The organism is Microbacterium sp. R1, assembly GCF_015159725.1.
In the GTDB taxonomy this organism is placed as follows: domain Bacteria; phylum Actinomycetota; class Actinomycetes; order Actinomycetales; family Microbacteriaceae; genus Microbacterium; species Microbacterium oxydans.
Genome location: NZ_JADDUD010000001.1, coordinates 2303767 through 2325551, shown reverse-complemented (window position 1 = coordinate 2325551; position 21785 = coordinate 2303767). Strand labels below are relative to the sequence as shown.

Genomic DNA, 21785 nt, shown 5'->3' with positions numbered 1-21785 from the left:
CATGTGTCCGTGAGGTGCGCGACACTGGGCGCATGACCATCGAGGTTCGTCCCGCGACCGATTTCGACGACGTCGCCACACTCGTCGGGCCGAGGAAGCCGACATCGAACGTGTGCTTCTGCCTGAGCTATCGCATCGGAAACAAGGAGAATGTTGCGCTGAGGGGTCAGGCCCGTGCCGATCGCGTGCGCGAACTCTGCCATCAAGATCCTCCTCCCGGAGTGATCGCGTACCTGGACGGGAAACCGGTCGGATGGGCGGCCCTCCAGCCGCGTCGGGAGACGAGCTTCGCCCGAAACCGGCTGATCCCGCACGTCGACGACCTCGACGTCTGGTCGCTGTGGTGCTTCCGGGTTCGCCCTGGGTACCGGAAGCAGGGGATCACGCATGCACTCGTCGAGGGCGCAGTCGCCTACGCGAGGGAGCGCGGAGCCCCGGCGATCGAGGGGTACCCCGTCGACAACGGCGACGAGAAGGTGAACTTGACGATGGCATACGTCGGCACTCGGTCGCTGTTCGAGAGCGCGGGGTTCGAGAGGGCCGCCGACACCCGTTCCGTGCTGGACGGGTTCCCCCGAGTCCTGATGCGGCTCGAACTCGGAGCATCGTCGACGTCGTCGAAGAAACCGTGAACCGCTCTGCGGCGCACGGCCAATACATAGCGTGACCACAGACAGCGAGATCATCCAGCGATCTCTTCAGCATCCGGCGGTGTTCGCCGAGCTCTTCGACAGACATGCGCGCGCCGTCAACGCCTTCGCCACGTATCGCATCGGCCGGCACGCGGCGGAAGACGTCCTGAGCGAGACATTCCTCGTCGCATTCCGCCGCCGAGCGGATTTCGACACAGACGTCGAGTCGGCGGCGCCGTGGCTCCTCGGCATAGCCTCGCGCCTGATCCGCCGCCATCGTTCGGTGGAAGCGAAACACTGGAGGTCTTTCGCAGCGTCTGTCTCTCAGCAGGATCATTCGTCGCTTGGAGGTCTGGACGACGCGATGTCGCGGGTCGATGCCGAGCGCGAAGTCCGATCCTTGAAAACGCGGATCGCGGCACTCGCCCCAAAGGACAGGGAGACGCTCCTGCTCTACGCGTGGCAGGGGCTGACATACGAGGAGATCGCCGTCGCACTCGCCGTACCGGTGGGAACGGTGCGATCGCGCCTGAACAGGGTCCGCACACGGCTGGACTCCACCCGAAGGATCCAGGCATTCGAGCAGCAGCAGAAGGGGGAGACCCTTGGACATGTTTGAGAAGGCCCAGCAGACCAGGCCCGACATCGACGGCGCTGAGGAGAACATCGCGGCCGCGCGAGCCGTTCTCCTGACCGCGATCGAAGGTGAGCGCAGGCCGGCACGTGCTCGAGGAGCGCGAAGGTCGTGGCTGATAGCCGCAGCCTCGCTCGGCGCGGTGGCTGCGGTCACCACCGGGGTGCTCGTGATGAGCGGCATCGCCGCGCCAGCCCCCGCACCGACGGTGGAAGCGGTGCCGACACGTGCGCCTGGTCCCGAGCTCGTGCCGAGCCGGGTGCCGACCCCCACAGCCACTCCGATGACAGGGCCTGAGGCGCTGCTGGGAGCTGCGAACTCCGCGGCGGGATTCTCGCCGCCCCAGCTTGCTCCCGGGCAGTATCAGCGCCGTGCTTGGACGACGGAGTCGTTGGGCGTGTTCGACGCCGATCTCGATACAGCCGGGCAACCTGGCTACAGTGTCTCGCGAGCTGCGGCGTCGAGTGGCTGGGTGATCAGTCGCAGTGGCGCCGACTACTCGCCTGCAGATCTGCGTTCGCAGTGGTACGGAGAGTGGGGCGCTCCGGTCGCAGGCAGCGTCTACGGCGATCAGACGCAGGGGCATGCGGAGCAGAGTGCGGCGATGCAGGGCTACGGGCCGGCCGTCTCGTTGTTCGCCTCGGCCGCCCCCCGGTTGTCCGAGGGCGGCGTCGAAGACGTCCTGTGGTTCTTCGAGTCGATGCCACGTGACCCCGACGCCATGATCGGCTGGATCCGCGACTACCTGGGTCCGGACGAGCAGGGCTGGGCCGATGGAAAGGTCGGGTGGCTTATCATCGGACTGCTCTCGCACAACGTCGGGGACCCGGAGCTGCGGGCGTCGATGTACCGCGCACTCAGCTTGCTTCCCGGGTCGACGGTGGGTGCCGAACTCAACGGCGAACGGGTGGTCACGTTCGACTCGCAGCTCGGCTCGTCCGAGACTGCGGAGACATCGCTGAGGCGCTACACGGTGACGATCGAGATGGCGACGGGGCTCGTGACCGAGATCACCGACACAAGTTCGGTCGGCGAAGGGGTGATCCCGAGTGACGTGCCGGACGTCCGGATGACCTTCGAGACGAGTGTGGTCGATACCTTGCCGTGACGAGTCTCGACGGGGCCCCGCCACCGACCTCCGGTGTCGGGGCCCCGCCGTAGACTCGAAGGCATGGCATCCGACTCTTTCGTCCACCTGCACGTGCACAGCGAATACTCGATGCTCGACGGTGCGGCGAAGATCAATGCGATGACCCAGGCGGCTGCCGAATACGGCATGCCCGCGATCGCCGTCACCGATCACGGCAACACCTTCGCGGCCTTCGAGTTCTACAACGCCGCACGAAACGCCGGCATCAAGCCCATCATCGGGCTCGAGGCGTACATGACCCCCGGTACCCACCGCAGCGACAAGACTCGCGTGCAGTGGGGCTCGCCCGACCAGAAGAGCGATGACGTCTCGGGTTCCGGCGCGTACACCCACATGACGATGTGGAGCCAGAGCACCGAGGGCATGCACAACCTCTTCCGCATCAGCTCGAGATCGAGCATGGAGGGGTACTACTTCAAGCCGCGTATGGACCGCGAGCTGCTCCAGACCTACGGCAAGGGACTCATCGCCACGACAGGCTGCCCTTCGGGGGAGATCCAGACACGTCTGCGACTGGGACAGTACGACGCGGCGCGCGCGGCGGCGGCCGAGTTCCAGGACATCTTCGGCAAGGAGAACTACTTCGCCGAGATCATGGACCACGGCCTGTCGATCGAGCGGCGTGTCATGACCGACCTGCTCCGTCTGTCGAAGGACCTGAACATCCCCCTGGTCGCCACCAACGACTCGCACTACACGCACCAGCACGAGGCCGACGCGCACGAGGCTCTCCTGTGCGTGCAGTCTGGGTCGACGATGGACGACCCCAACCGGTTCAAGTTCGACGGCGACGGCTACTACATCAAGACAGCGGCCGAGATGCGGCAGCTCTTCCGAGACCACCCGGAAGCATGCGACAACACGCTGCTGATCGCCGAGCGGTGCGAGGTGGAGTTCAACACCTCCGCGAACTACATGCCGCGATTCCCGGTGCCGGACGGCGAGACCGAGGACAGCTGGCTCATCAAAGAGGTCGAGGCGGGGCTCCACTACCGCTACCCGGGTGGCATCCCCGACAAGGTGCGCAAGCAGGCCGAGTACGAGACCGGCACCATCCTGCAGATGGGGTTCCCCGGGTACTTCCTGGTCGTCGCCGACTTCATCAACTGGGCGAAGGACAACGGCATCCGGGTCGGTCCCGGCCGTGGCTCCGGTGCCGGATCGATGGTCGCGTACGCGATGAGGATCACCGACCTCGATCCGCTCGAGCACGGACTGATCTTCGAGCGATTCCTCAACCCCGACCGTGTATCGATGCCCGACTTCGACGTCGACTTCGATGACCGGCGCCGTGGCGAGGTCATCGACTACGTCACCGAGAAGTACGGCTCCGAGCGCGTCGCGCAGATCGTCACGTACGGCACCATCAAGTCCAAGCAGGCGCTGAAGGACGCCGGGCGCGTGCTCGGGTTCCCGTTCAGCATGGGAGAGCGTCTCACCAAGGCGATGCCGCCGCCCGTGATGGGCAAGGACATGCCCCTCGACGGCATGTTCGACTCGGCGCACCCGCGGTACAAGGAGGCGAGCGAGTTCCGCACCTTGATCGAGACCGATCCGGAGGCGAAGACCGTATTCGACCGTGCGCTGGGTCTCGAGGGCCTGAAGCGTCAGTGGGGCGTACACGCCGCCGGTGTGATCATGTCGTCCGACCCGTTGCTCGACATCATCCCGATCATGCGCCGTGAGCAGGACGGCCAGATCGTCACGCAGTTCGACTACCCGTCGTGCGAGTCGCTCGGTCTGATCAAGATGGACTTCCTGGGGCTCCGCAACCTCACGATCATCTCCGACGCGCTCGACAACATCCGCACCAACCGAGGTGAGGAACTCGACCTCGAGCACCTCGGCCTCGACGACCCGGGCGTTTATCAGCTGCTCGCCCGCGGAGACACCCTCGGTGTGTTCCAGCTCGACAGCCCGCCCCTGCGTTCCTTGATGCGGCTGATGAAGCCCGACAACTTCGGCGACATCTCGGCACTCATCGCCCTGTATCGTCCGGGGCCCATGGGCGCCAACTCGCACACGAACTACGCCCTGCGCAAGAACGGCCTGCAGGAGATCACTCCGATCCATCCCGAACTGGAAGCGCCTCTCGCCGAGATCCTGCAGGAGTCCTACGGGCTCATCATCTACCAGGAGCAGGTCATGGCCATCGCTCAGGCGGTCGCCGGCTTCAGCCTCGGACAGGCAGACATCCTCCGTCGTGCCATGGGCAAGAAGAAGAAGTCCGAGCTGGACAAGCAGTACGAGGGTTTCGCCGGCGGTATGAAGGAACGCGGCTTCGGCGAGGCGGCGATCAAGGCCCTGTGGGACATCCTGCTGCCCTTCTCGGACTACGCGTTCAACAAAGCGCACTCCGCCGCGTACGGCCTGGTGTCGTACTGGACCGCATACCTCAAGGCGCACTATCCCGCCGAGTACATGGCGGCGCTGCTCACCAGCGTCGGCGACTCCAAGGACAAGATGGCGCTGTACCTGAACGAGTGCCGTCGGATGGGCATCAAGGTGCTCCCGCCCGACGTCTCCGACTCGATCAACTTCTTCGCCGCCGTGGGCGACGACATCCGCTTCGGCCTCGGAGCCGTGCGCAACGTCGGCAGCAACGTCGTCGAGGGCATCGTCAAGGCCCGCAAGGACGAGCGCTTCACTTCGTTCCATCACTTCCTCGAGAAGGTTCCTCTGCACGTCTCGAACAAGCGCACCGTCGAGTCCCTGATCAAGGCGGGCGCGTTCGACTCCATGGGAGACACCCGTCGCGCGCTGTACGAGGTGCACGAAGACGCGGTCGAGGCGGCGGTCGACCGCAAGCGGAACGAGGCCCAGGGGGCGATCGGCTTCGACTTCGACAGCCTGTACGACGGGACCGAAGAGGTCGCGCCGGCCAAGGTCCCGGCCAGACCCGAGTGGGTCAAGAAGGACAAGCTCGCGTTCGAGCGGGAGATGCTCGGGCTCTACGTGTCGGACCACCCTCTCGCCGGACTCGAGGTACCGCTCGCGAAGCATGCGTCGATCTCGATCAACGATCTGAACAACTCCGAAGACCTGCAGGACGGCGACCAGGTGACGGTGGCCGGACTCGTGACCAGCGTGCAGCACCGCGTGGCCAAGGCGAGCGGAAACCCGTACGGCATGATCACCGTAGAGGACTTCAACGGTGAGGTCACCGTGATGTTCATGGGAAAGACGTACACCGAGTTCCAGCACACGCTGCAGCAGGACGCGATCCTCGCCGTGCGCGGGCGCGTGTCCAGGCGCGACGACGGGCTCAACCTGCACGCGCAGTCGGCGTTCGCTCCCGACGTGGGCTCTTTCGACGCGGCCGGTCCGCTGGCACTCGTCCTCGCCGAGCAGCGGGCGACCGAGCGGGTGATGATGGAACTCGCGGAGGTGCTCCGGCGCCACAACGGAGACACCGAGGTGGTGCTCCGCGTGCACCGGGGCGGCACGGCGAAGGTCTTCGAGGTGCCGATGCCTGTCAAGGTGTCCGCGGATCTGTTCGGTGACCTCAAGTCGCTGCTCGGGCCCACCTGTCTGGGGTGAGCGGGGTAGGATCGTGAGCCGTCGGCAGCACGACGAAACCACCCGTCGAGCCCCGTGACGAAAGGACCACGCATGAGCACGGATCTCCCCGAAACGGATCCTGAGGACGAGGTCTTCAGCGACGACGACGGTGTCCTCTACGACGAAGAGGTCACGCCGGAGCTCGGAATCCTCGGGTTCACGCTGCGCGAGCTGCTGATCGTGGGCGTGTGGCTGCTTTCGTTCGTGTTCTCGTTCTTCCCGCTCATCGGCGACCTCTCGCTCTGGGGCGTCGGAATCCAGTGGGTGCTTCCGATCGCGCTGCCCACCGTCGCCGTGTTCCTTCTGGTGCTCCGCCGATTCTCGCCCGACGGCATCCGCCGGGTCGGCTCACTCGGCATCGATCAGTTCGCCTCTGTCGCGTTCTCCGTGTCCGCCGTGGTCTGGATCGGCAGCCTGTGGCTCGCGATCTCCGCGCTCGTCTCCGGTGGCGTCTGGACCCTTCCGTGGAACGGAGTCGCTCTGGCCATCACCTCTGTGGCGCTCGTCGTCCTCACGGTGTTCGCCCCGATCATCCCGGGTCTCAAGGAAGACTTCCACGGGCGTCTCGTGACGCTCGCACACCGCAATGCGAACCCCGTTCGTCCCGTGATCGCGCGACCGCGTCCCGAGCCCGCGATCACCGACACGGTCGAAGAGCCGTCGCGCGTACCTGCGACCTCCGACGAGCTCGAGGTGTCTGAGGAGTCCGAGACGCAGACCGACGTCATCGTCGACAGCTCGGCTCTTCCTCTCGTCATCGACCGCGATGTCGAGCTGTCGGGCCACCAGGCCACGGACGAGATCGCTCGCTTCGACCTCGCCGAGCAGGTGCCGCTCACGGCACACGCGTCCGGTGGCGGGATCGGCACCACGCCGGAGGAGTCCGACGAGGACTACGTTCCCTCGTACTCACGTCGCTCCCGCAACCAGGAGCCGGAGATCGTCTCGGATACCGGGAGCATCGAGTCGCTGCTCGAGACAGCGGCGACGTATGAGACGAGCACGGCCGAGGAAGAGCCGGAGCCGCTGATCCTGGAGGGCGTCACGGACGCCGACCTCGAGGCGACGAATCCCCGAGCGACGGCGCCCGCAGCCCAGCCGTTCTGGATCCTCGCGCCGTCCGAGCGCGACGTCCACGACGAGCGTGGAGAGCCGCTCTTCCGCATCGGCCCGAGCGCGTGGGCTCTCGTGATCGAGGACCGTGGGGGTGCGTTCGTCGTCCGACATGACGACGGACGGATCGGCTACCTCCACGACATCTCCGACATCACGAAGGGTTGACAATGCGCACGATCGATCTGCGAGGGCGCGAGCTCTCGCCCGCGGGCATGCTCGCCGCCGTCCCCAGGGCAACGCAGGCCAGAGCCGAAGCGCTGGACACCGCAGCGCGCATCGTCGACGACGTGCGCGAGCGCGGTGAGGCGGCTCTTCGGGAGCAGGCCGAACGATTCGACGGAGTCACGGAACACGCAGTGCGCGTGCCCGCCGATCACCTCATCACGGCGTTGGAAGAGCTCGCGCCGGAGGTGCGGAGTGCGCTTGAGGAGGCGATCCGTCGCGTGCGCCTCGCGTCGGCAGCCCAGGTTCCCGCGACGCAGGTGACGCGCATCGGGGAAGGGGCCGTCATCACGCAGCGCTGGCAGCCGGTGCACCGCGTGGGGGTCTACATCCCCGGCGGCAAAGCCGTGTATCCGTCGAGCGTGATCATGAACGTCGTGCCGGCACAGGTCGCCGGTGTCCAGGAGATCGCCCTGGCATCGCCGCCGCAGTCGGACCAGGGCGGACGAATCCACCCGACGATCCTCGCGGCGGCCGCGTTGCTGGGTGTGACCGAGGTGTACGCGATGGGTGGCGCCGGCGCGATCGGCGCGCTGGCCCACGGAGTGCCGTCGCTCGACCTCGACCCTGTCGACGTCGTCTCGGGTCCGGGGAACAATTACGTCGCTTCCGCCAAGCGCGCCGTCGCCGGCGTCGTCGGAACGGACTCGGAAGCCGGGGCCACGGAGATCCTCGTCGTCGCCGACGCCCACGCGGATCCTCGGCTCATCGCCGCAGACCTCGTCAGCCAGGCGGAGCACGACGAGCAGGCATCGGCGGTGCTCGTGACTGACGCGGCGGATCTGGCCGAGAAGGTGGCCGCCGAAGTGGAGCGCATCGCCGCCGGCACGCGCCACAGCGAACGTGTCGCGGCCGCGCTGTCGGGGCCGCAGTCCGCGATCGTCCTCGTCGACGATCGCGACATGGCCACCGCCTTCAGCAACGCCTACGCACCGGAGCACCTCGAACTCCACCTCGTCGACGCCGAGCAGGCTGCCGCGGCCTTCACCAGCGCCGGGGCCGTGTTCGTCGGCGACCAGACCCCCGTCAGCCTCGGGGACTACATGGCAGGCAGCAATCACGTCCTGCCGACTGGAGGGCAGGCGCGCTATGCCCCGGGTCTCGGCTCGTACACCTTCCTTCGCCCGCAGCAGGTGATCTCCTACGACAGAGCTGCCCTGGCGGCTGTGCGGGCTGGAGTCGTCGCCCTGGCCGAAACCGAGGTGCTTCCTGCCCACGGCGAAGCGATCGAGGCGCGTTTCACCGCGTAGGATCGGTCAGATGCACTGCCCCTTCTGTCGACACCCCGATTCCCGCGTCATCGATTCACGCACCAGCGACGACGGACTCTCGATCAGGCGTCGTCGACAGTGCCCGGAGTGCGGTGGCAGGTTCACCACGACGGAGACGGCGAGCCTCAACGTCATCAAGCGTTCCGGGGTGATGGAGCCGTTCAGTCGGGAGAAGGTCATCACGGGCGTGCGCAAGGCGTGCCAGGGACGTCCGGTCACCGAGGGAGACCTCGCGGTGCTCGCTCAACGCGTGGAAGAGGCCGTGCGGCAGACCGGCGTCTCGCAGCTCGACACGAACGAGATCGGTCTGGCCATCCTGGGACCGTTGCGCGAGCTTGACGAGGTCGCGTTCCTGCGGTTCGCCAGCGTCTATCAGGCGTTCGATTCGCTCGAGGACTTCGAGTCCGCCATCACCGACCTGCGCGCCGACCACACGAAGCGGGAGTCCGCGGAGCGGTAATCTGGCAGGGATGTATCCGCTGCTCTTTCGCGCTGTCCTGTCGCGCTTCGACCCCGAGTTCGCCCACCACGCCGGCATGGCGGTGATCCGTGTACTCGGGGCGCCTCCGTTCTCCTGGGCGACGCGGGCTCTCACTCGACCGGATCCGTCGCTTCAGGTCGAAGCCCTCGGTCTCACCTTCCCCTCGCCGTTCGGTGTCGCTGCGGGGTTCGACAAGAACGCGGTGGGCGTGCGGGGACTCGCCGCGCTGGGGTTCGGGCACGTGGAAGTGGGCACCGTGACGGCGATCCCTCAGGAGGGAAACCCCAAGCCGCGGCTGTTCCGTCTCGTCGAAGACCGGGCCGTGATCAATCGGATGGGCTTCAACAACGCGGGAGCGGATGCCGCCGCTCGTCGACTCGCGCGCCTGCGGCGTGGCGCGCCCGACACGATCATCGGCGTCAACATCGGAAAGAGCCGTGTCGTCGACGTCGAAGACGCGACCGCCGACTATGTGGCTTCGGCGACGCGCCTCGCTCCGCTCGCCGACTATCTGGCCGTCAACGTGTCGTCACCGAACACGCCGGGGCTGCGCGGCCTGCAGGCTGTCGAGACGCTCGCGCCGCTTCTTCGCGCGGTCAGGGAAGCCTCCGGCAGCACGCCACTTCTCGTGAAGATCGCGCCTGACCTCCCGGATGATGAGATCACGGCGATCGCACAGTTGGCCGTCGCCGAGGGGCTGGCGGGGATCATCGCCCACAACACGACGATCAGTCGAGACGGGCTGCGTACGGATGCGGCGACCGTCGAGGCCGCGGGAGCGGGTGGGCTCTCCGGGGCGCCGCTGAAGAAGCGGTCCCTCGAAGTGCTGCGCGTCGTGCGCGACGCGGTTCCCGCAGATTTCTGCGTCATCGCGGTCGGGGGAGTGGAGACCGCTTCGGACGTGCAGGAGCGCATCGACGCAGGTGCGACGCTCGTGCAGGGCTATACGGCGTTCCTCTACCGCGGCCCGTTCTGGGGTCGCGAGATCAACAGGGGACTGCTCAGGCGGGGTACTGGCCGCGCTTGACCTGCGGCTTCGGCAGACGCATGAAGCGCATCTGCAGCGCGCGCATCGCGGCGTACCAGCCGAGGCCGCGCTCGAGTCGGTCCTTGCCGAACTTCGCCGCCGCCTTGCGCTTGACCCGCATGCCGAGCAGGATCATGCCGCCGATCGCGATCACGAGGTAGCCCATCATCACGATGTAGGCGTAGAAGGAGATGGCTGTGTTCGCCGGCACCAGCGAGGCGAGGATGACCAGCACCATCACACCCATCACGAACTCGGCCGGGTGCCACCCCGCGTCCACGTAGTCGCGGACCCAGCGGCGCTGCGGGCCCTTGTCGCGAACCGGGAGGTACTTCTCCTCACCGGCGGCCATGCCTGCCTGCGCGCGGGCACGGCGCTCATTGAGCTCCGCCTTGGCCGCCGCCTTCGCCTCTTTGGTGTTGGCGACGAGGGGCCGGCGACGAGCTGCCTCCTGCTCCGCACGGCTCGGCGTCGCGCGCCCCTTGCCGACGGAGGTCGTCTCGGGTGCGTCGTCGTTCGTGGAAGGGGAGGTAGGGGTAGTGGACACGGAGTTCCTCGGTTCGCCGGTGGGGGATCACCTTAAGATTACTCGCATGACCTCTCCTGTTCCTCCCCGTGAGTCCGACGCCGCCGTCCTCGAGGCGGTGGCGACCGGGATCCCCTCTGCGCTGTCGGATCTCGGCCACCTGGTGCGCATCCCCGGCATGGCCTGGCCGGCGTTCGATCAGACGCAGCTGGAACGCAGCGCAGAGGCTGTCGCCGCGCTGGCATCCGGCACCGGTGTGTTCGACGAGGTGCGCGTGCTCCGCGCCGCGATCCCCGGGACAGACGAGCAGGGACAGCCGGCTGTGCTCGCCACGCGTGCCGCGCGCAACGGCAAGCCGACGATCCTGCTCTACGCCCACCACGACGTGCAGCCTCCGGGGGATGATGCCCTGTGGGAGACTCCGCCGTTCGAGCCGACGGTGCGTGACGGGCGTCTCTACGGCCGTGGGGCGGCGGACGACAAGGCCGGCATCATGTCGCACATCGCCTCGATCCGTGCGGTCAGCGAGGTGCTGGGCGATGATCTCGACCTCGGCATCGCGATGTTCATCGAGGGGGAGGAGGAGTACGGCTCCCGCTCGTTCGCGCAGTTCCTCTCCGACAACAAGGACGCGCTCCGCGCGGACGCGATCGTCGTCGCGGACTCCGGGAACTGGGACTCCGTGACCCCGGGGCTCACGGTCTCGCTCCGTGGCAATGCGCGCTTCACGATGCGTGTGCGCACCCTCGACCACGCTTCGCACTCCGGCATGTTCGGCGGCGCCGTGCCCGATGCGATGATGGCGACTGTCACACTGCTCTCCACACTGTGGAACGCCGACGGTTCGGTCGCGGTCGAGGGCATGACCGAGCGGAACGCTCCCACTCCTGAATACACCGAGGCGACGCTGCGAGACGAGGCGGGTCTGCTGCCCGGCACCTCGCCGATCGGCGGCGGCACCATCCTCAGCCGGATCTGGAACAAGCCCTCGGTGACGGTCATCGGGATCGATGCCACCAGTGTGGCGGCGGCCTCCAACACCCTGCTCCCCGAGGTGACGGTGGTCATCAGCGCGCGGGTGGCACCGGGCCAGACCGGCAGGGAGGCCTACGACGCTCTCGAGAGTCATCTCCGCGCGCACGCGCCGTTCGGAGCAGACCTCACCTTCTCCGACATCGACCTCGGTGACGGCTTCCTCGTCGACACCAGCGGCTGGGCTGTCGCCCTCACCCGCGACGCCATGCGCGACGGCTACGGGGTGCCTCCCGTAGACCTCGGAGTGGGCGGCTCGATCCCGTTCATCGCGGACCTCGTGCGGGAGTTCCCCGACGCGCAGATCCTGGTCACCGGTGTCGAGGACCCGCACTCGCGCGCACACAGCCCCAACGAGTCGCTGCATCTCGACACCTTCCGCCATGCGATCGCGACCGAGGCGTTGCTGCTCGCCCGCATGAATGACGAAGAACGCGGAGCCGTCTGAGATCAGCGGCGGTAGAATCGTCCGAGAAGCCGTGCACCCGCGGCCCGTCACAAGGAGCGACATGAGCGACACCACACTCTCCCCAGAGACCACCCGCGCACACGGCGTCACCCTGACCGACGCTGCTGCCACCAAGGTGAAGAACCTCCTGGAGCAGGAGGGCCGCGACGATCTTCGGCTGCGCGTTGCCGTGCAGCCGGGCGGATGCTCGGGCCTGATCTACCAGCTGTACTTCGACGAGCGCTACCTCGAGGGTGACGAGACCGTCGACTTCGACGGCGTGGAGGTCATCATCGACAACATGAGCGTCCCGTACCTCGACGGTGCGGCGATCGACTTCAAGGACACGATCTCCGAGCAGGGCTTCACGATCGACAACCCCAACGCGGCGGGAAGCTGCGCCTGCGGCGACAGCTTCCACTGATCCCGCGCCGTGCACACGGCCGCCGTCACCGCTGGTGACGGCGGCCGTTCTGGTTTCACTACCTGCGTGGATGGCATGAATCAGGTGTGAGGTTGCCCTAGACTTGGGTGTGCTCTGTTCGCGATCTGAAAGGTGCATCGTGCCCTCGAAACGCAGCCTTCGTTGGGCCGCCCTCCCTGTGGGAGTTGCGGCAGCCTTGGCCCTGGCGGGATGCTCTCCCACCGAGCTGAACGGCTTTCTTCCGGGCTTCGTGGAGGGTGGTCCCGCAGCCACCAACCAGACCGAGCGCGTCTCGTCGCTCTGGGTCAACTCCTGGATCGTGCTCCTCGCGGTCGGCATCATCACCTGGGGCCTGATGGCCTGGGCTGCGATCGCCTACCGCCGCCGCAAGGGCCAGACCGGCCTCCCGGTGCAGATGCGCTACAACATGCCGATCGAGATCTTCTACACGATCGTGCCGCTCATCCTCGTGCTGGGCATGTTCTTCTTCACGGCTCGCGACCAGTCCGAGATCGAGGCGAAGTGGGACGACCCCGACGTCGAGATCACCGCGATCGCGAAGCAGTGGGCCTGGGACTTCCAGTACGACGGCGAGGAGGAGGACAACTCCGACGCCGTCTGGACGATGGGCGTCCAGGCGCAGCCCGACAAGGACGGCAACATCGACCAGGCACAGCTGCCGACCCTGGTGCTGCCCGTCGACAAGAAGGTCACGATCAACCTTCAGTCGCGCGACGTCATCCACTCCTTCTGGATCATCGACTTCCTGTACAAGAAGGACATGTTCATCGGGAAGGACAACTCCTGGTCGTTCATCCCGACTCGAGAGGGCGAGTACGCCGGCAAGTGCGCCGAGCTCTGCGGTGAGTACCACTCCATGATGCTCTTCAACGTGAAGGTGGTCTCCCAGAGCGACTACGACGCCTACGTGGCATCGCTCGAGGAGAAGGGCAACACCGGCGACATCACCGGTGCGTACGACCGTCTCGCGAACCTGCCGGGGACCACCCCGAAGACCGACACCGAGGAAGGAGGGGAGTAAGCCATGTCGACCACAGAAGCTCCCCGTACCGACGAGTCCCCCCGCTCGCGTCCCAGCACTCTGCCCGCACGCCAGGCCGCTCTCATGAGCTCCTCGCGCGTCGAGCAGAAGGGCAACATCGTCGTCAAGTGGATCACCTCCACCGACCACAAGACGATCGGGTACATGTACCTGATCGCGTCGGTGATGTTCTTCCTCCTCGGCGGTGTGATGGCTCTCGTCATCCGCGCAGAGCTGTTCGCGCCGGGCATGCAGATCATCCCGACGAAGGAGCAGTACAACCAGCTCTTCACGATGCACGGCACGATCATGCTGCTGATGTTCGCGACGCCGCTGTTCGCCGGGTTCGCCAACGCCATCCTGCCGCTGCAGATCGGTGCCCCTGACGTCGCCTTCCCGCGTCTGAACGCCTTCGCCTTCTGGCTCTTCCTCTTCGGCTCCACGATCGCCGTCGCCGGCTTCCTGACCCCGCAGGGCGCGGCCTCCTTCGGATGGTTCGCGTACCAGCCGCTGGCGGGAGCGTCGTTCTCGCCTGGCGCAGGTGGAAACCTCTGGATGGTCGGTCTCGGCATCTCCGGTTTCGGTACCATCCTCGGTGCCGTCAACTTCATCACCACGATCATCACGATGCGTGCGCCCGGTATGACCATGTGGCGCATGCCGATCTTCTCGTGGAACACGCTCATCACGAGCCTGCTCATCCTGATGGCGTTCCCGGTGCTGGCCGCGGCCATCTTCGCTGCTGCTGCAGACCGTATCCTCGGTGCGCACATCTACGACCCGGCCAACGGCGGAGTCCTGCTCTGGCAGCACCTGTTCTGGTTCTTCGGACACCCTGAGGTCTACATCATCGCGCTGCCGTTCTTCGGCATCGTCTCCGAGATCTTCCCGGTGTTCAGCCGCAAGCCGATCTTCGGATACAAGACCCTCGTCTACGCGACGATCGCCATCGCGGCGCTGTCCGTCGCCGTGTGGGCTCACCACATGTACGTGACGGGCTCGGTCCTGCTGCCGTTCTTCGCTCTGATGACCATGCTCATCGCTGTGCCGACGGGTGTGAAGATCTTCAACTGGATCGGTACGCTCTGGCGAGGTTCGGTGACCTTCGAGACGCCGATGGTCTTCGCACTCGGCTTCCTCGTCTCGTTCGTCTTCGGTGGTCTGACGGGTGTCATCCTCGCGGCTCCGCCGCTGGACTTCGCCCTTTCCGACTCGTACTTCGTCGTCGCCCACTTCCACTACGTGGTGTTCGGAACCGTGGTGTTCGCCATGTTCGCCGGCTTCTACTTCTGGTGGCCCAAGTGGACAGGACGCATGCTGAACGAGCGTCTCGGCTACGTGCACTTCTGGCTGCTGTTCATCGGCTTCCACATGACGTTCCTCATCCAGCACTGGCTGGGTGTCGACGGCATGGTGCGTCGTTACGCCGACTACTCGGAGGCCGACGGCTGGACCTGGCAGAACCAGGTGTCGACGATCGGTGCCATCATCCTCGGTGCCTCGATGCTGCCGTTCTTCCTGAACGTCTGGATCACGGCACGCAAGGCTCCGAAGGTCACGGTCAACGACCCGTGGGGCTACGGCGGATCGCTCGAGTGGGCGACGTCCTGCCCGCCGCCGCGACACAACTTCACGTCGATCCCGCGCATTCGCAGCGAGCGTCCTGCGTTCGACCTGAATCACCCGGAAGCTGCGGAGTTCGCCACGACGGCTCCCGGCGAGCGAGAGGCCCACTAAGTCATGCGCGACAATGTCATTCTCTGGTGGATCCTGACGGCGTTCTTCGCCCTCGTCGGAGTCGTCTACACCGGCTGGCACATCCTCGCCACGCCTAACGACGACTTCGCCATGCGGGTCGAGTGGGTCGGCACGGTCGCCCTGTTCTTCGCCGCTTTCATGGCCGCGATGATCGCGTTCTACCTCGACCGCACCCACAAGGCCCAGCGCGGCGAGCTGCCGGAGGACATCCTGACGTCGGACATCGACGACGGTGACCCGGAGCTCGGCGAGTTCAGCCCGTGGTCGTGGTGGCCCATCGTCCTGGCCGCATCAGCCGGTGTCTTCGTGGTGGGCCTGGCAGTCGGCCACTTCCTCCTCCCGATCGGGCTGGCGATCTTCGTCGTCGCGATCGTCGGTTGGGTATACGAGTACTACCGCGGCAACTTCGCCCGCTGATACCGCGTATCGAAAGAAGGCCCTCGGATCCGTCCGGGGGCCTTCTTCCTGTGTAGCGACAGCCGTGTTCAGGCGCGGGTGCGGATCCGAGCGATTCCGGTGAGCGGATCCACCGGGCGATGATGCACGCCATCGGCGTCCTCCACCGCGTACCCTTCCCTGACCCAGTACTCGAAGCCGCCGATCATCTCGCGCACCCGATAGCCGAGGCGTGCGAACTCGAGCGCACCCTTCGCACCCGCATTGCACCCAGGGCTCCAGCAGTAGACCACGACATCGGTGTCCGCAGGGATCTCCCTCGGGGCACGGGAGGCGATCTCGCTGTAATGCATGTGTACGGCGCCGGCGACGCGCCCCTGAGCCCATGCCTCGTCCGAACGGACGTCGATCACCACCAGGTTCTCACCGGCCTTGATTGCGGCATGGACGTCGCTGGAGTCGGTCTCGTAGGTCAGTTTGGCCTCATAGAAGTCGGTGCGATCGATCATTCCCTCAGCCTAAGGAGCCGATGCGAGACGTCGACAGCGGAATCCCGTCTCGTGACGTGCGAATGCGGTCACATCCTGCCCGCGAATCGCAGGAGGCCTGTTCCGCTCCCGCAATTCAGAGTGATGCAGTCATCTGCACGCGCGGACCATACTCGAAGAGACCGAGCGCGGATTCGACCTCGACGAGCTTCCGGAGCAGCGGAGTGTCCGGATCGCTCGCGACGAAACCACAGGAGCTGTAGAAGGGGGCATTCCAGGGCACATCCACATACGTGCGGAGCGTGATCTCTGCGTACCCGCGGTTCCGTGCCTCCGTGAGAGCAGCCTCGACGAGCTCACGACCGATTCCTCGGCGCCCGTATGACGGAAGCACGGAAAGCTGTTCGAGGTGCGCATGGCCATCGATCTCCAGCACGTGGGCGAACCCGACGACAGGGCGCTCGACTGCTGCGTCGTCGGTGTGCTCGGCGACCAACACGAACCCCGGCGACGACGTGCGTTCGACCGCGGGCGTAGGGGGAGGCCAGTCGACCGCGCCGAAACGGTCGACCAGCAGCGCATCCGCGGCGATCTCGATGCGTTCGGTGGCGGCGTCGTCGTCAGGGGTGGCCGGACGGATGACGATCTCCATGTTCAAGCAGCCAGGATCAGTTGGCCGAGGTCAGTCGGCCACGGCGGCGATGGCCTCGATCTCCACGAGCTGGTGGTCGTATCCGAGCACCGTGACGCCGAGGAGGGTGCTGGGGACGTCGTGCGCGCCGAAGGCGGCGTGGACCACATCCCAGGCGGTGACGAGGTCGGCCTGGGACGAGGAGGCTACCAGTACTCGTGTGCTGATGACATCGGTGAGGGACGCGCCTGCGACGTCGAGCGCTTCCTCGAGGGTCTCCACGCACCTGGCTGCTTGTGCCGCGTAATCGCCGGGCGCGGCGGTCGAGCCGTCGTCGTTGAGCGGACACGCGCCCGCAAGGAAGATGAGGCGTGATCCGGACGGGGCTGTCGCGGCGTAGGCATAGGGAGCATCGGCGAGGGAAGTGGCCCGGATCAGTTGGACGGCGGAAGACATGGTTCGATCCTCTCATTCGGCAACAACGATGAAGGCCCCGTCCGCGTGGACGAGGCCTTCATCAGTGGGGGAGCGGCGACTACTCGCCGTCCTCCGACTTCTTGCGGGGCTTCTTCACCGGCTCGGTCGCGATGACCGTGCTGGGGGTGTTGGGCGTCTCGTCGACGTGCGTCTCGTCGACCGTGAGCGGGGCGTCGGGGAATCCTGCACGCTCATGCGCGCCCTGGATCTCCGCAGCCTCGGTCTCGTCGTTCTGAGCCGTGACGTGGTGCTGGTGAGCATCCGCGGCCTCGACCTCCGCCTGGGTGAGCGGCGCCAGACGGTCCTCGAAGAACCAGCGCGAGATCGAAGAACGGAGGTTCTCGGTCCACGGGATGCGACCCTTCGCGTTCGGACGCACCACGAGCGGCTCGTAGGTGTCGACGTCGATGAGCTTCCAGCGGTCGTACTTGTCGACAGGCTGGTGGACCTCGATGAACTCGCCGCCGGGGAGGCGGACGATGCGGCCCGACTCGTAACCGTGCAGGACGATCTCGCGGTCCTTCTTCTGCAGCGCGATGCAGATGCGCTTGGTGATGAAGTAGCCGAGGATCGGTCCGAGGAAGAGCAGCGCCTGCAGGGTGTGGATGACGCCTTCCATCGTGAGCATGAAGTGCGTCGCGATGAGGTCGGAGGATGCAGCGGCCCACAGTACGGCGTAGAAGACCACACCGGCGACGCCGATCGCGGTGCGGGTCGCGGCGTTGCGCGGACGCTGCGCGATGTGGTGCTCGCGCTTGTCGCCGGTCACCCACGCCTCGATGAAGGGGTAGATCGCCACGGCCACGATGAACAGACCGAGGACCAGAACAGGCGCGATGATTCCGAAGGACCAGGTGTGGTTCAGGAAGACGATGTCCCAGTTCGACGGAGCGAGACGCAGGGCGCCATCCGCGAAGCCGATGTACCAGTCCGGCTGGGTGCCGGCGGAGACGGGGGAGGGGTCGTACGGGCCGTAGTTCCAGATCGGGTTGATCTGGAAGAAGGTCGCGATCAACACGATGGTGCCGAAGACGATGAACAGGTAGCCGCCCATCTTGGACATGTAGACCGGCATCATCGGGTAGCCCACGACGTTGTCGTTCGTGCGGCCGGGGCCGGCGAACTGCGTGTGCTTGTTGATGATCATCAGCATGAGGTGCACGACGATCAGCGCGATCACCAGCATCGGCAGCAGCAGGATGTGCAGCGTGTAGAGGCGGCCGACGATGTCGGTGCCCGGGAACTCTCCGCCGAACAGGAGGAAGGAGGTCCACGTGCCGATCAGGGGGAGGCCCTTGATCATTCCGTCGATGATGCGGAGACCGTTACCCGAGAGCAGGTCGTCGGGCAGCGAGTATCCGGTGAAGCCCTCGGCCATCGCGAGGATGAAGAGGATGAATCCGATCACCCAGTTGAGCTCGCGCGGCTTGCGGAATGCGCCCGTGAAGAACACGCGGAGCATGTGCACGCCGATGCCGGCGATGAACACCAGAGCCGCCCAGTGGTGGATCTGGCGGACCAGAAGGCCACCGCGCAGGTCGAAGGAGATGTGCAGGGACGACTCGAGAGCCGCGGACATCTCGATTCCACGCATCGGCGCGTAGGCGCCGGTGTAGTGGGTCTCGACCATCGACGCCTGGAAGAAGAACGTCAGGAAGGTTCCGGAGAGGAACACGACGACGAAGCTCCACAGGGCGATCTCGCCGAGCATGAACGACCAGTGGTCGGGGAAGATCTTGCGACCCAGCTCCTTGACGAAGCCGGAGAGGCTGGTGCGCTCATCGATGTAGTTCGACGCGGCACCGACGAAGCGACCGCCGAGGGGCGCCTTGGTGTCCTTGTCCTCTTTGGACAGCGTTGCGGTGCTCAATGGCGCTCCCAGAAGCTCGGGCCGACGGGTTCCGTGAAGTCGCTGCGTGCGACCAGGTAGCCCTCGTCATCGACGGTGATGGGCAGCTGCGGCAGCGGACGTGCCGCCGGGCCGAAGATGACCTTTGCGTGGTCCGTGACGTCGAACTGCGACTGGTGGCACGGGCACAGCAGGTGATGTGTCTGCTGCTCGTACAGTGCCACAGGGCAGCCGACGTGCGTGCAGACCTTGGAGTAGGCGACGATGCCGTCGTACGACCAGTCCTTGCGGTCCTCGGCCTCGATCAGCTGCTCGGGACGCAGGCGCATCATCAGCACGATGGCCTTGGCCTTCTCCTCGAGGTAACCGTCGCTGTGGCTGAGGGTGGCGAGCTCTTCCGGGATCACGTGGAAAGCGGAGCCGAGCGTGACGTCGGCCGCGCGGATCGGTGTGCCGTCGGGGTCGCGCACCAGGCGTGCTCCCTCTTCCCACATGGTGTGCTTGAGAAGCACGACCGGATCTCCCGCAGTGGGGTCATCCGGTGTGGAGTGCGGAGCCAGTCCGCGGAAGAGCGTCACGCCAGGGATGATCGAGGCGACGATCGCGGCGAACAGCGAGTTGCGGATCATGGCGCGACGGCCGAAACCGGACTCCTCGTTCGCGTCCGAGAAGGCCTTGATGGCCGCCTCACGCGTGGAGTCCTTGCCGCGGGTCGGGTGGCGGTGCTCGATGAACTCCTTGTCGGACATGAGCGCCTTGGACCAGTGGATCGCACCGATGCCGAGGGCCAGCAGCGCGAGAGCGATGCCGAGACCGATGAAGAGGTTGTTCTGACGGATGTCGATGAGCGCGCCGCTCTCGATCGGGAACAGCATGTAGGCGGCGACCGCCCAGATGCTCCCGGCGAGCGAGAGGTAGAACAGCGTGTAGACAGTGCGGACAGCGGCCTTCTCTGCGCGCGGGTCCTTGTCGGTCATCCGCTCGCGGTGCGGCGGAAGCCCGGGGTTCTGCACGGGATCGCTGACTGCGACACCCAGCCCTGGAGAGGGCTGGTAGGCCCTGTCAAGAGCCTGCGAGTCGTCGTCGTGTGCCATGGTGCTCCTCGTACGTTCCTCTTCGATGATTAAGCGTCAGTTGGACTTCGCCGTGATCCACACGGTGACGGCGACGAGCGCGCCGATACCGAAGATCCACACGAACAGGCCCTCGGAGACCGGTCCGAGCGAGCCGAGCGAGAATCCACCGATCTGCACGGACTGCTGCTGGAAGAGCAGTGCCGAGATGATGTCGCGCTTGTCCTCGTCGGACAGGTTCATGTCGCCGAAGACCGGCATGTTCTGCGGGCCGGTGACCATTGCCGCGTACATGTGCAGTGCGCTGGTCTCGCCGAGACCGGGAGCGTACTTGCCCTCGGTGAGCGCTCCACCGGCTGCGGCCACGTTGTGGCACATCGCGCAGTTGACGCGGAAGAGCTCCGCACCGTTGGAGACATCGCCCTTGCCGTCGAGGATGTGGTCCGACGGGAACGTCGGGCCAGGAGCCTCGGACTGGACGAAGGCGGCCATGGCGAGGATCTGGTCCTCGGTGAACTGCGGTGCCTTCTGCGGAGCCTGCGGGCCCTGCATCTGCAGCGGCATGCGGCCGGTCGACAGCTGGAATTCGGTGGCCAGCTCACCCACGCCGTACAGGCTGGGGCCGTTGGCGGTTCCCTGCAGGTCGAGACCGTGGCAGGTGGCGCAGTTGGCGGTGAACAGCTTCTTGCCGTCTTCCACCGTCAGCTGCGAGGTCGCAGCCGACTGGGTGTCGGTCGCGGCGAACGCGGCGGTCGCTCCGGCGTACACAGCGCCGGTGATCATGAGGCCTGCTCCGATGAGCGCGGCCGCCGCCAAAGGGCTGCGACGACCGCTGGAACGGCGCTTCTTCTCTCGTGCCATCTCGGGGATCAGCTCCGCTCTTATTTCAGGAAGTAGATAACGAGGAACAGCACGATCCAGACGACGTCGACGAAGTGCCAGTAGTAGGACACCACGATCGAGGAGGTCGCCTCCTTGTGCCGGAAGTTCTTGACCGCGTAGGCGCGGCCGATGACGAGCAGGAACGCGACCAGGCCACCCGTGACGTGCAGGGCGTGGAAGCCCGTGGTCAGGTAGAACGCGGAGGCGTACGAGTCGGCGCTGATCGGCATGCCTTCAGCCACCAGCTGCGCGTACTCCCAGACCTGGCCGGAGACGAAGATGGCGCCGAGGGCGAAGGTGAGGAAGAACCACTCGACCATTCCCCAGCCGAACAGACGACGGCGGCCGGCGCCGTTCTTCTGTCCCTTGCCGATCTTGTAGGGCTGCAGGTCTTCTGCCGCGAACACGCCCATCTGGCACGTGAACGAGGAGAGCACCAGGATCGCAGTGTTCACTGCGGCGAACGGGACGTTCAGCAGCTCGGTCCGGTCCGCCCACAGCTCCGGAGAGGTGCTGCGGAGGGTGAAGTAGATCGCGAAGAGTCCCGCGAAGAACATCACCTCGCTGCCGAGCCACACAATGGTGCCGACAGCTACCGGGTTGGGCCGCTTAATCGTTCTCGCCGCCGGGGCATACGTCGCTGAGGTCGTCACCCCTCCATTATG

At 66.0% G+C, this 21785-nt stretch carries 21 protein-coding genes; 13 read left to right on the top strand and 8 right to left on the bottom strand.

Features of this window, described 5'->3' with window-relative positions:
• Nucleotides 1-32: 32 nt before the first annotated feature.
• The 8 genes from ILP86_RS11415 to ILP86_RS11380 all read left to right on the top strand — a co-directional run bounded on the left by ILP86_RS11415 (nucleotide 33) and on the right by ILP86_RS11380 (nucleotide 10094).
• Complete coding sequence (locus ILP86_RS11415; RefSeq protein WP_193761939.1) at nucleotides 33-632, top strand: GNAT family N-acetyltransferase; 600 nt, start codon at nucleotides 33-35, stop codon at nucleotides 630-632.
• 79 nt (nucleotides 633-711) lie between these two features.
• The gene (locus ILP86_RS11410; RefSeq protein WP_308431918.1) at nucleotides 712-1251 is read left to right on the top strand and encodes a sigma-70 family RNA polymerase sigma factor; all 540 of its coding nucleotides are present in this window, start codon (nucleotides 712-714) and stop codon (nucleotides 1249-1251) included.
• On the top strand, nucleotides 1244-2374 hold the full coding sequence (locus ILP86_RS11405; protein ID WP_193761937.1) for a hypothetical protein: 1131 nt from the start codon (nucleotides 1244-1246) through the stop codon (nucleotides 2372-2374). Before ILP86_RS11410 ends, ILP86_RS11405 begins: the two co-directional genes overlap by 8 nt.
• A 63-nt stretch (nucleotides 2375-2437) precedes the next feature.
• Nucleotides 2438-5956, top strand: a complete 3519-nt coding sequence (gene dnaE / locus ILP86_RS11400) for a DNA polymerase III subunit alpha (protein ID WP_193761936.1) — start codon at nucleotides 2438-2440, stop codon at nucleotides 5954-5956.
• A gap of 72 nt (nucleotides 5957-6028) precedes the next feature.
• Nucleotides 6029-7258, top strand: a complete 1230-nt coding sequence (locus ILP86_RS11395) for a hypothetical protein (RefSeq protein ID WP_193761935.1) — start codon at nucleotides 6029-6031, stop codon at nucleotides 7256-7258.
• Nucleotides 7259-7260: 2 nt separating this feature from the next.
• Nucleotides 7261-8565 carry a histidinol dehydrogenase gene (hisD, locus tag ILP86_RS11390; RefSeq protein WP_127012074.1) on the top strand — a complete coding sequence of 435 codons (1305 nt, stop codon included), beginning with the start codon at nucleotides 7261-7263 and terminating at the stop codon, nucleotides 8563-8565.
• A gap of 10 nt (nucleotides 8566-8575) precedes the next feature.
• Complete coding sequence (nrdR, locus tag ILP86_RS11385; RefSeq protein WP_046749305.1) at nucleotides 8576-9046, top strand: transcriptional regulator NrdR; 471 nt, start codon at nucleotides 8576-8578, stop codon at nucleotides 9044-9046.
• Nucleotides 9047-9056: 10 nt separating this feature from the next.
• Entirely contained in the window at nucleotides 9057-10094 is a 1038-nt protein-coding gene (locus tag ILP86_RS11380) for a quinone-dependent dihydroorotate dehydrogenase (protein WP_127012075.1), read from the top strand.
• On the opposite strand, the gene ILP86_RS11375 is transcribed toward ILP86_RS11380, so the two are convergent.
• On the bottom strand, nucleotides 10069-10641 hold the full coding sequence (locus ILP86_RS11375) for a DUF3043 domain-containing protein (RefSeq protein ID WP_046749303.1): 573 nt from the start codon (nucleotides 10639-10641) through the stop codon (nucleotides 10069-10071). The two genes, ILP86_RS11380 and ILP86_RS11375, sit on opposite strands and share 26 nt — an antisense overlap.
• A gap of 46 nt (nucleotides 10642-10687) precedes the next feature.
• Here ILP86_RS11375 and ILP86_RS11370 point away from each other — a divergent pair, with 46 nt between their 5' ends.
• The 5 genes from ILP86_RS11370 (at nucleotide 10688) to ILP86_RS11350 (ending at nucleotide 15741) form a co-directional block, all read left to right on the top strand.
• Nucleotides 10688-12100 carry a dipeptidase gene (locus ILP86_RS11370; protein ID WP_193761934.1) on the top strand — a complete coding sequence of 471 codons (1413 nt, stop codon included), beginning with the start codon at nucleotides 10688-10690 and terminating at the stop codon, nucleotides 12098-12100.
• A 61-nt stretch (nucleotides 12101-12161) separates the two neighbouring features.
• A complete protein-coding gene (erpA, locus tag ILP86_RS11365; RefSeq protein ID WP_017830247.1) occupies nucleotides 12162-12524 on the top strand; it encodes an iron-sulfur cluster insertion protein ErpA in 363 nt (120 codons plus the stop codon).
• Between the two features lie 139 nt (nucleotides 12525-12663).
• Nucleotides 12664-13566, top strand: a complete 903-nt coding sequence (coxB, locus tag ILP86_RS11360) for a cytochrome c oxidase subunit II (protein ID WP_046749301.1) — start codon at nucleotides 12664-12666, stop codon at nucleotides 13564-13566.
• Nucleotides 13567-13569: 3 nt separating this feature from the next.
• Nucleotides 13570-15303 (top strand): cytochrome c oxidase subunit I, encoded by a 1734-nt coding sequence (gene ctaD / locus ILP86_RS11355; RefSeq protein ID WP_171011008.1) that lies wholly within the window; start codon nucleotides 13570-13572, stop codon nucleotides 15301-15303.
• Nucleotides 15304-15306: 3 nt separating this feature from the next.
• Nucleotides 15307-15741: a cytochrome c oxidase subunit 4 gene (locus ILP86_RS11350; RefSeq protein WP_046749300.1), complete on the top strand. Its 435-nt coding sequence runs from the start codon at nucleotides 15307-15309 to the stop codon at nucleotides 15739-15741.
• Between the two features lie 68 nt (nucleotides 15742-15809).
• Here the strand turns inward: ILP86_RS11350 and ILP86_RS11345 are convergent, their stop codons facing one another.
• The 7 genes from ILP86_RS11345 to ILP86_RS11315 form a co-directional block, all read right to left on the bottom strand.
• The gene (locus ILP86_RS11345) at nucleotides 15810-16229 is read right to left on the bottom strand and encodes a rhodanese-like domain-containing protein (protein ID WP_141369293.1); all 420 of its coding nucleotides are present in this window, start codon (nucleotides 16227-16229) and stop codon (nucleotides 15810-15812) included.
• Between the two features lie 115 nt (nucleotides 16230-16344).
• On the bottom strand, nucleotides 16345-16860 hold the full coding sequence (locus tag ILP86_RS11340; RefSeq protein ID WP_193762030.1) for a GNAT family N-acetyltransferase: 516 nt from the start codon (nucleotides 16858-16860) through the stop codon (nucleotides 16345-16347).
• Nucleotides 16861-16890: 30 nt separating this feature from the next.
• Nucleotides 16891-17295: a RidA family protein gene (locus ILP86_RS11335; RefSeq protein ID WP_046749297.1), complete on the bottom strand. Its 405-nt coding sequence runs from the start codon at nucleotides 17293-17295 to the stop codon at nucleotides 16891-16893.
• Between the two features lie 79 nt (nucleotides 17296-17374).
• Nucleotides 17375-19186, bottom strand: coding sequence for a cytochrome bc complex cytochrome b subunit (locus ILP86_RS11330; RefSeq protein WP_058632813.1), 1812 nt, complete (start codon nucleotides 19184-19186; stop codon nucleotides 17375-17377).
• Entirely contained in the window at nucleotides 19183-20259 is a 1077-nt protein-coding gene (locus ILP86_RS11325) for a ubiquinol-cytochrome c reductase iron-sulfur subunit (RefSeq protein WP_193761933.1), read from the bottom strand. Before ILP86_RS11325 ends, ILP86_RS11330 begins: the two co-directional genes overlap by 4 nt.
• Nucleotides 20260-20295: 36 nt before the next feature.
• Nucleotides 20296-21099: a c-type cytochrome gene (locus ILP86_RS11320; RefSeq protein WP_058632814.1), complete on the bottom strand. Its 804-nt coding sequence runs from the start codon at nucleotides 21097-21099 to the stop codon at nucleotides 20296-20298.
• A gap of 20 nt (nucleotides 21100-21119) precedes the next feature.
• A complete protein-coding gene (locus tag ILP86_RS11315) occupies nucleotides 21120-21677 on the bottom strand; it encodes a heme-copper oxidase subunit III (RefSeq protein ID WP_227751204.1) in 558 nt (185 codons plus the stop codon).
• Between the last annotated feature and the right edge of the window lie 108 nt (nucleotides 21678-21785).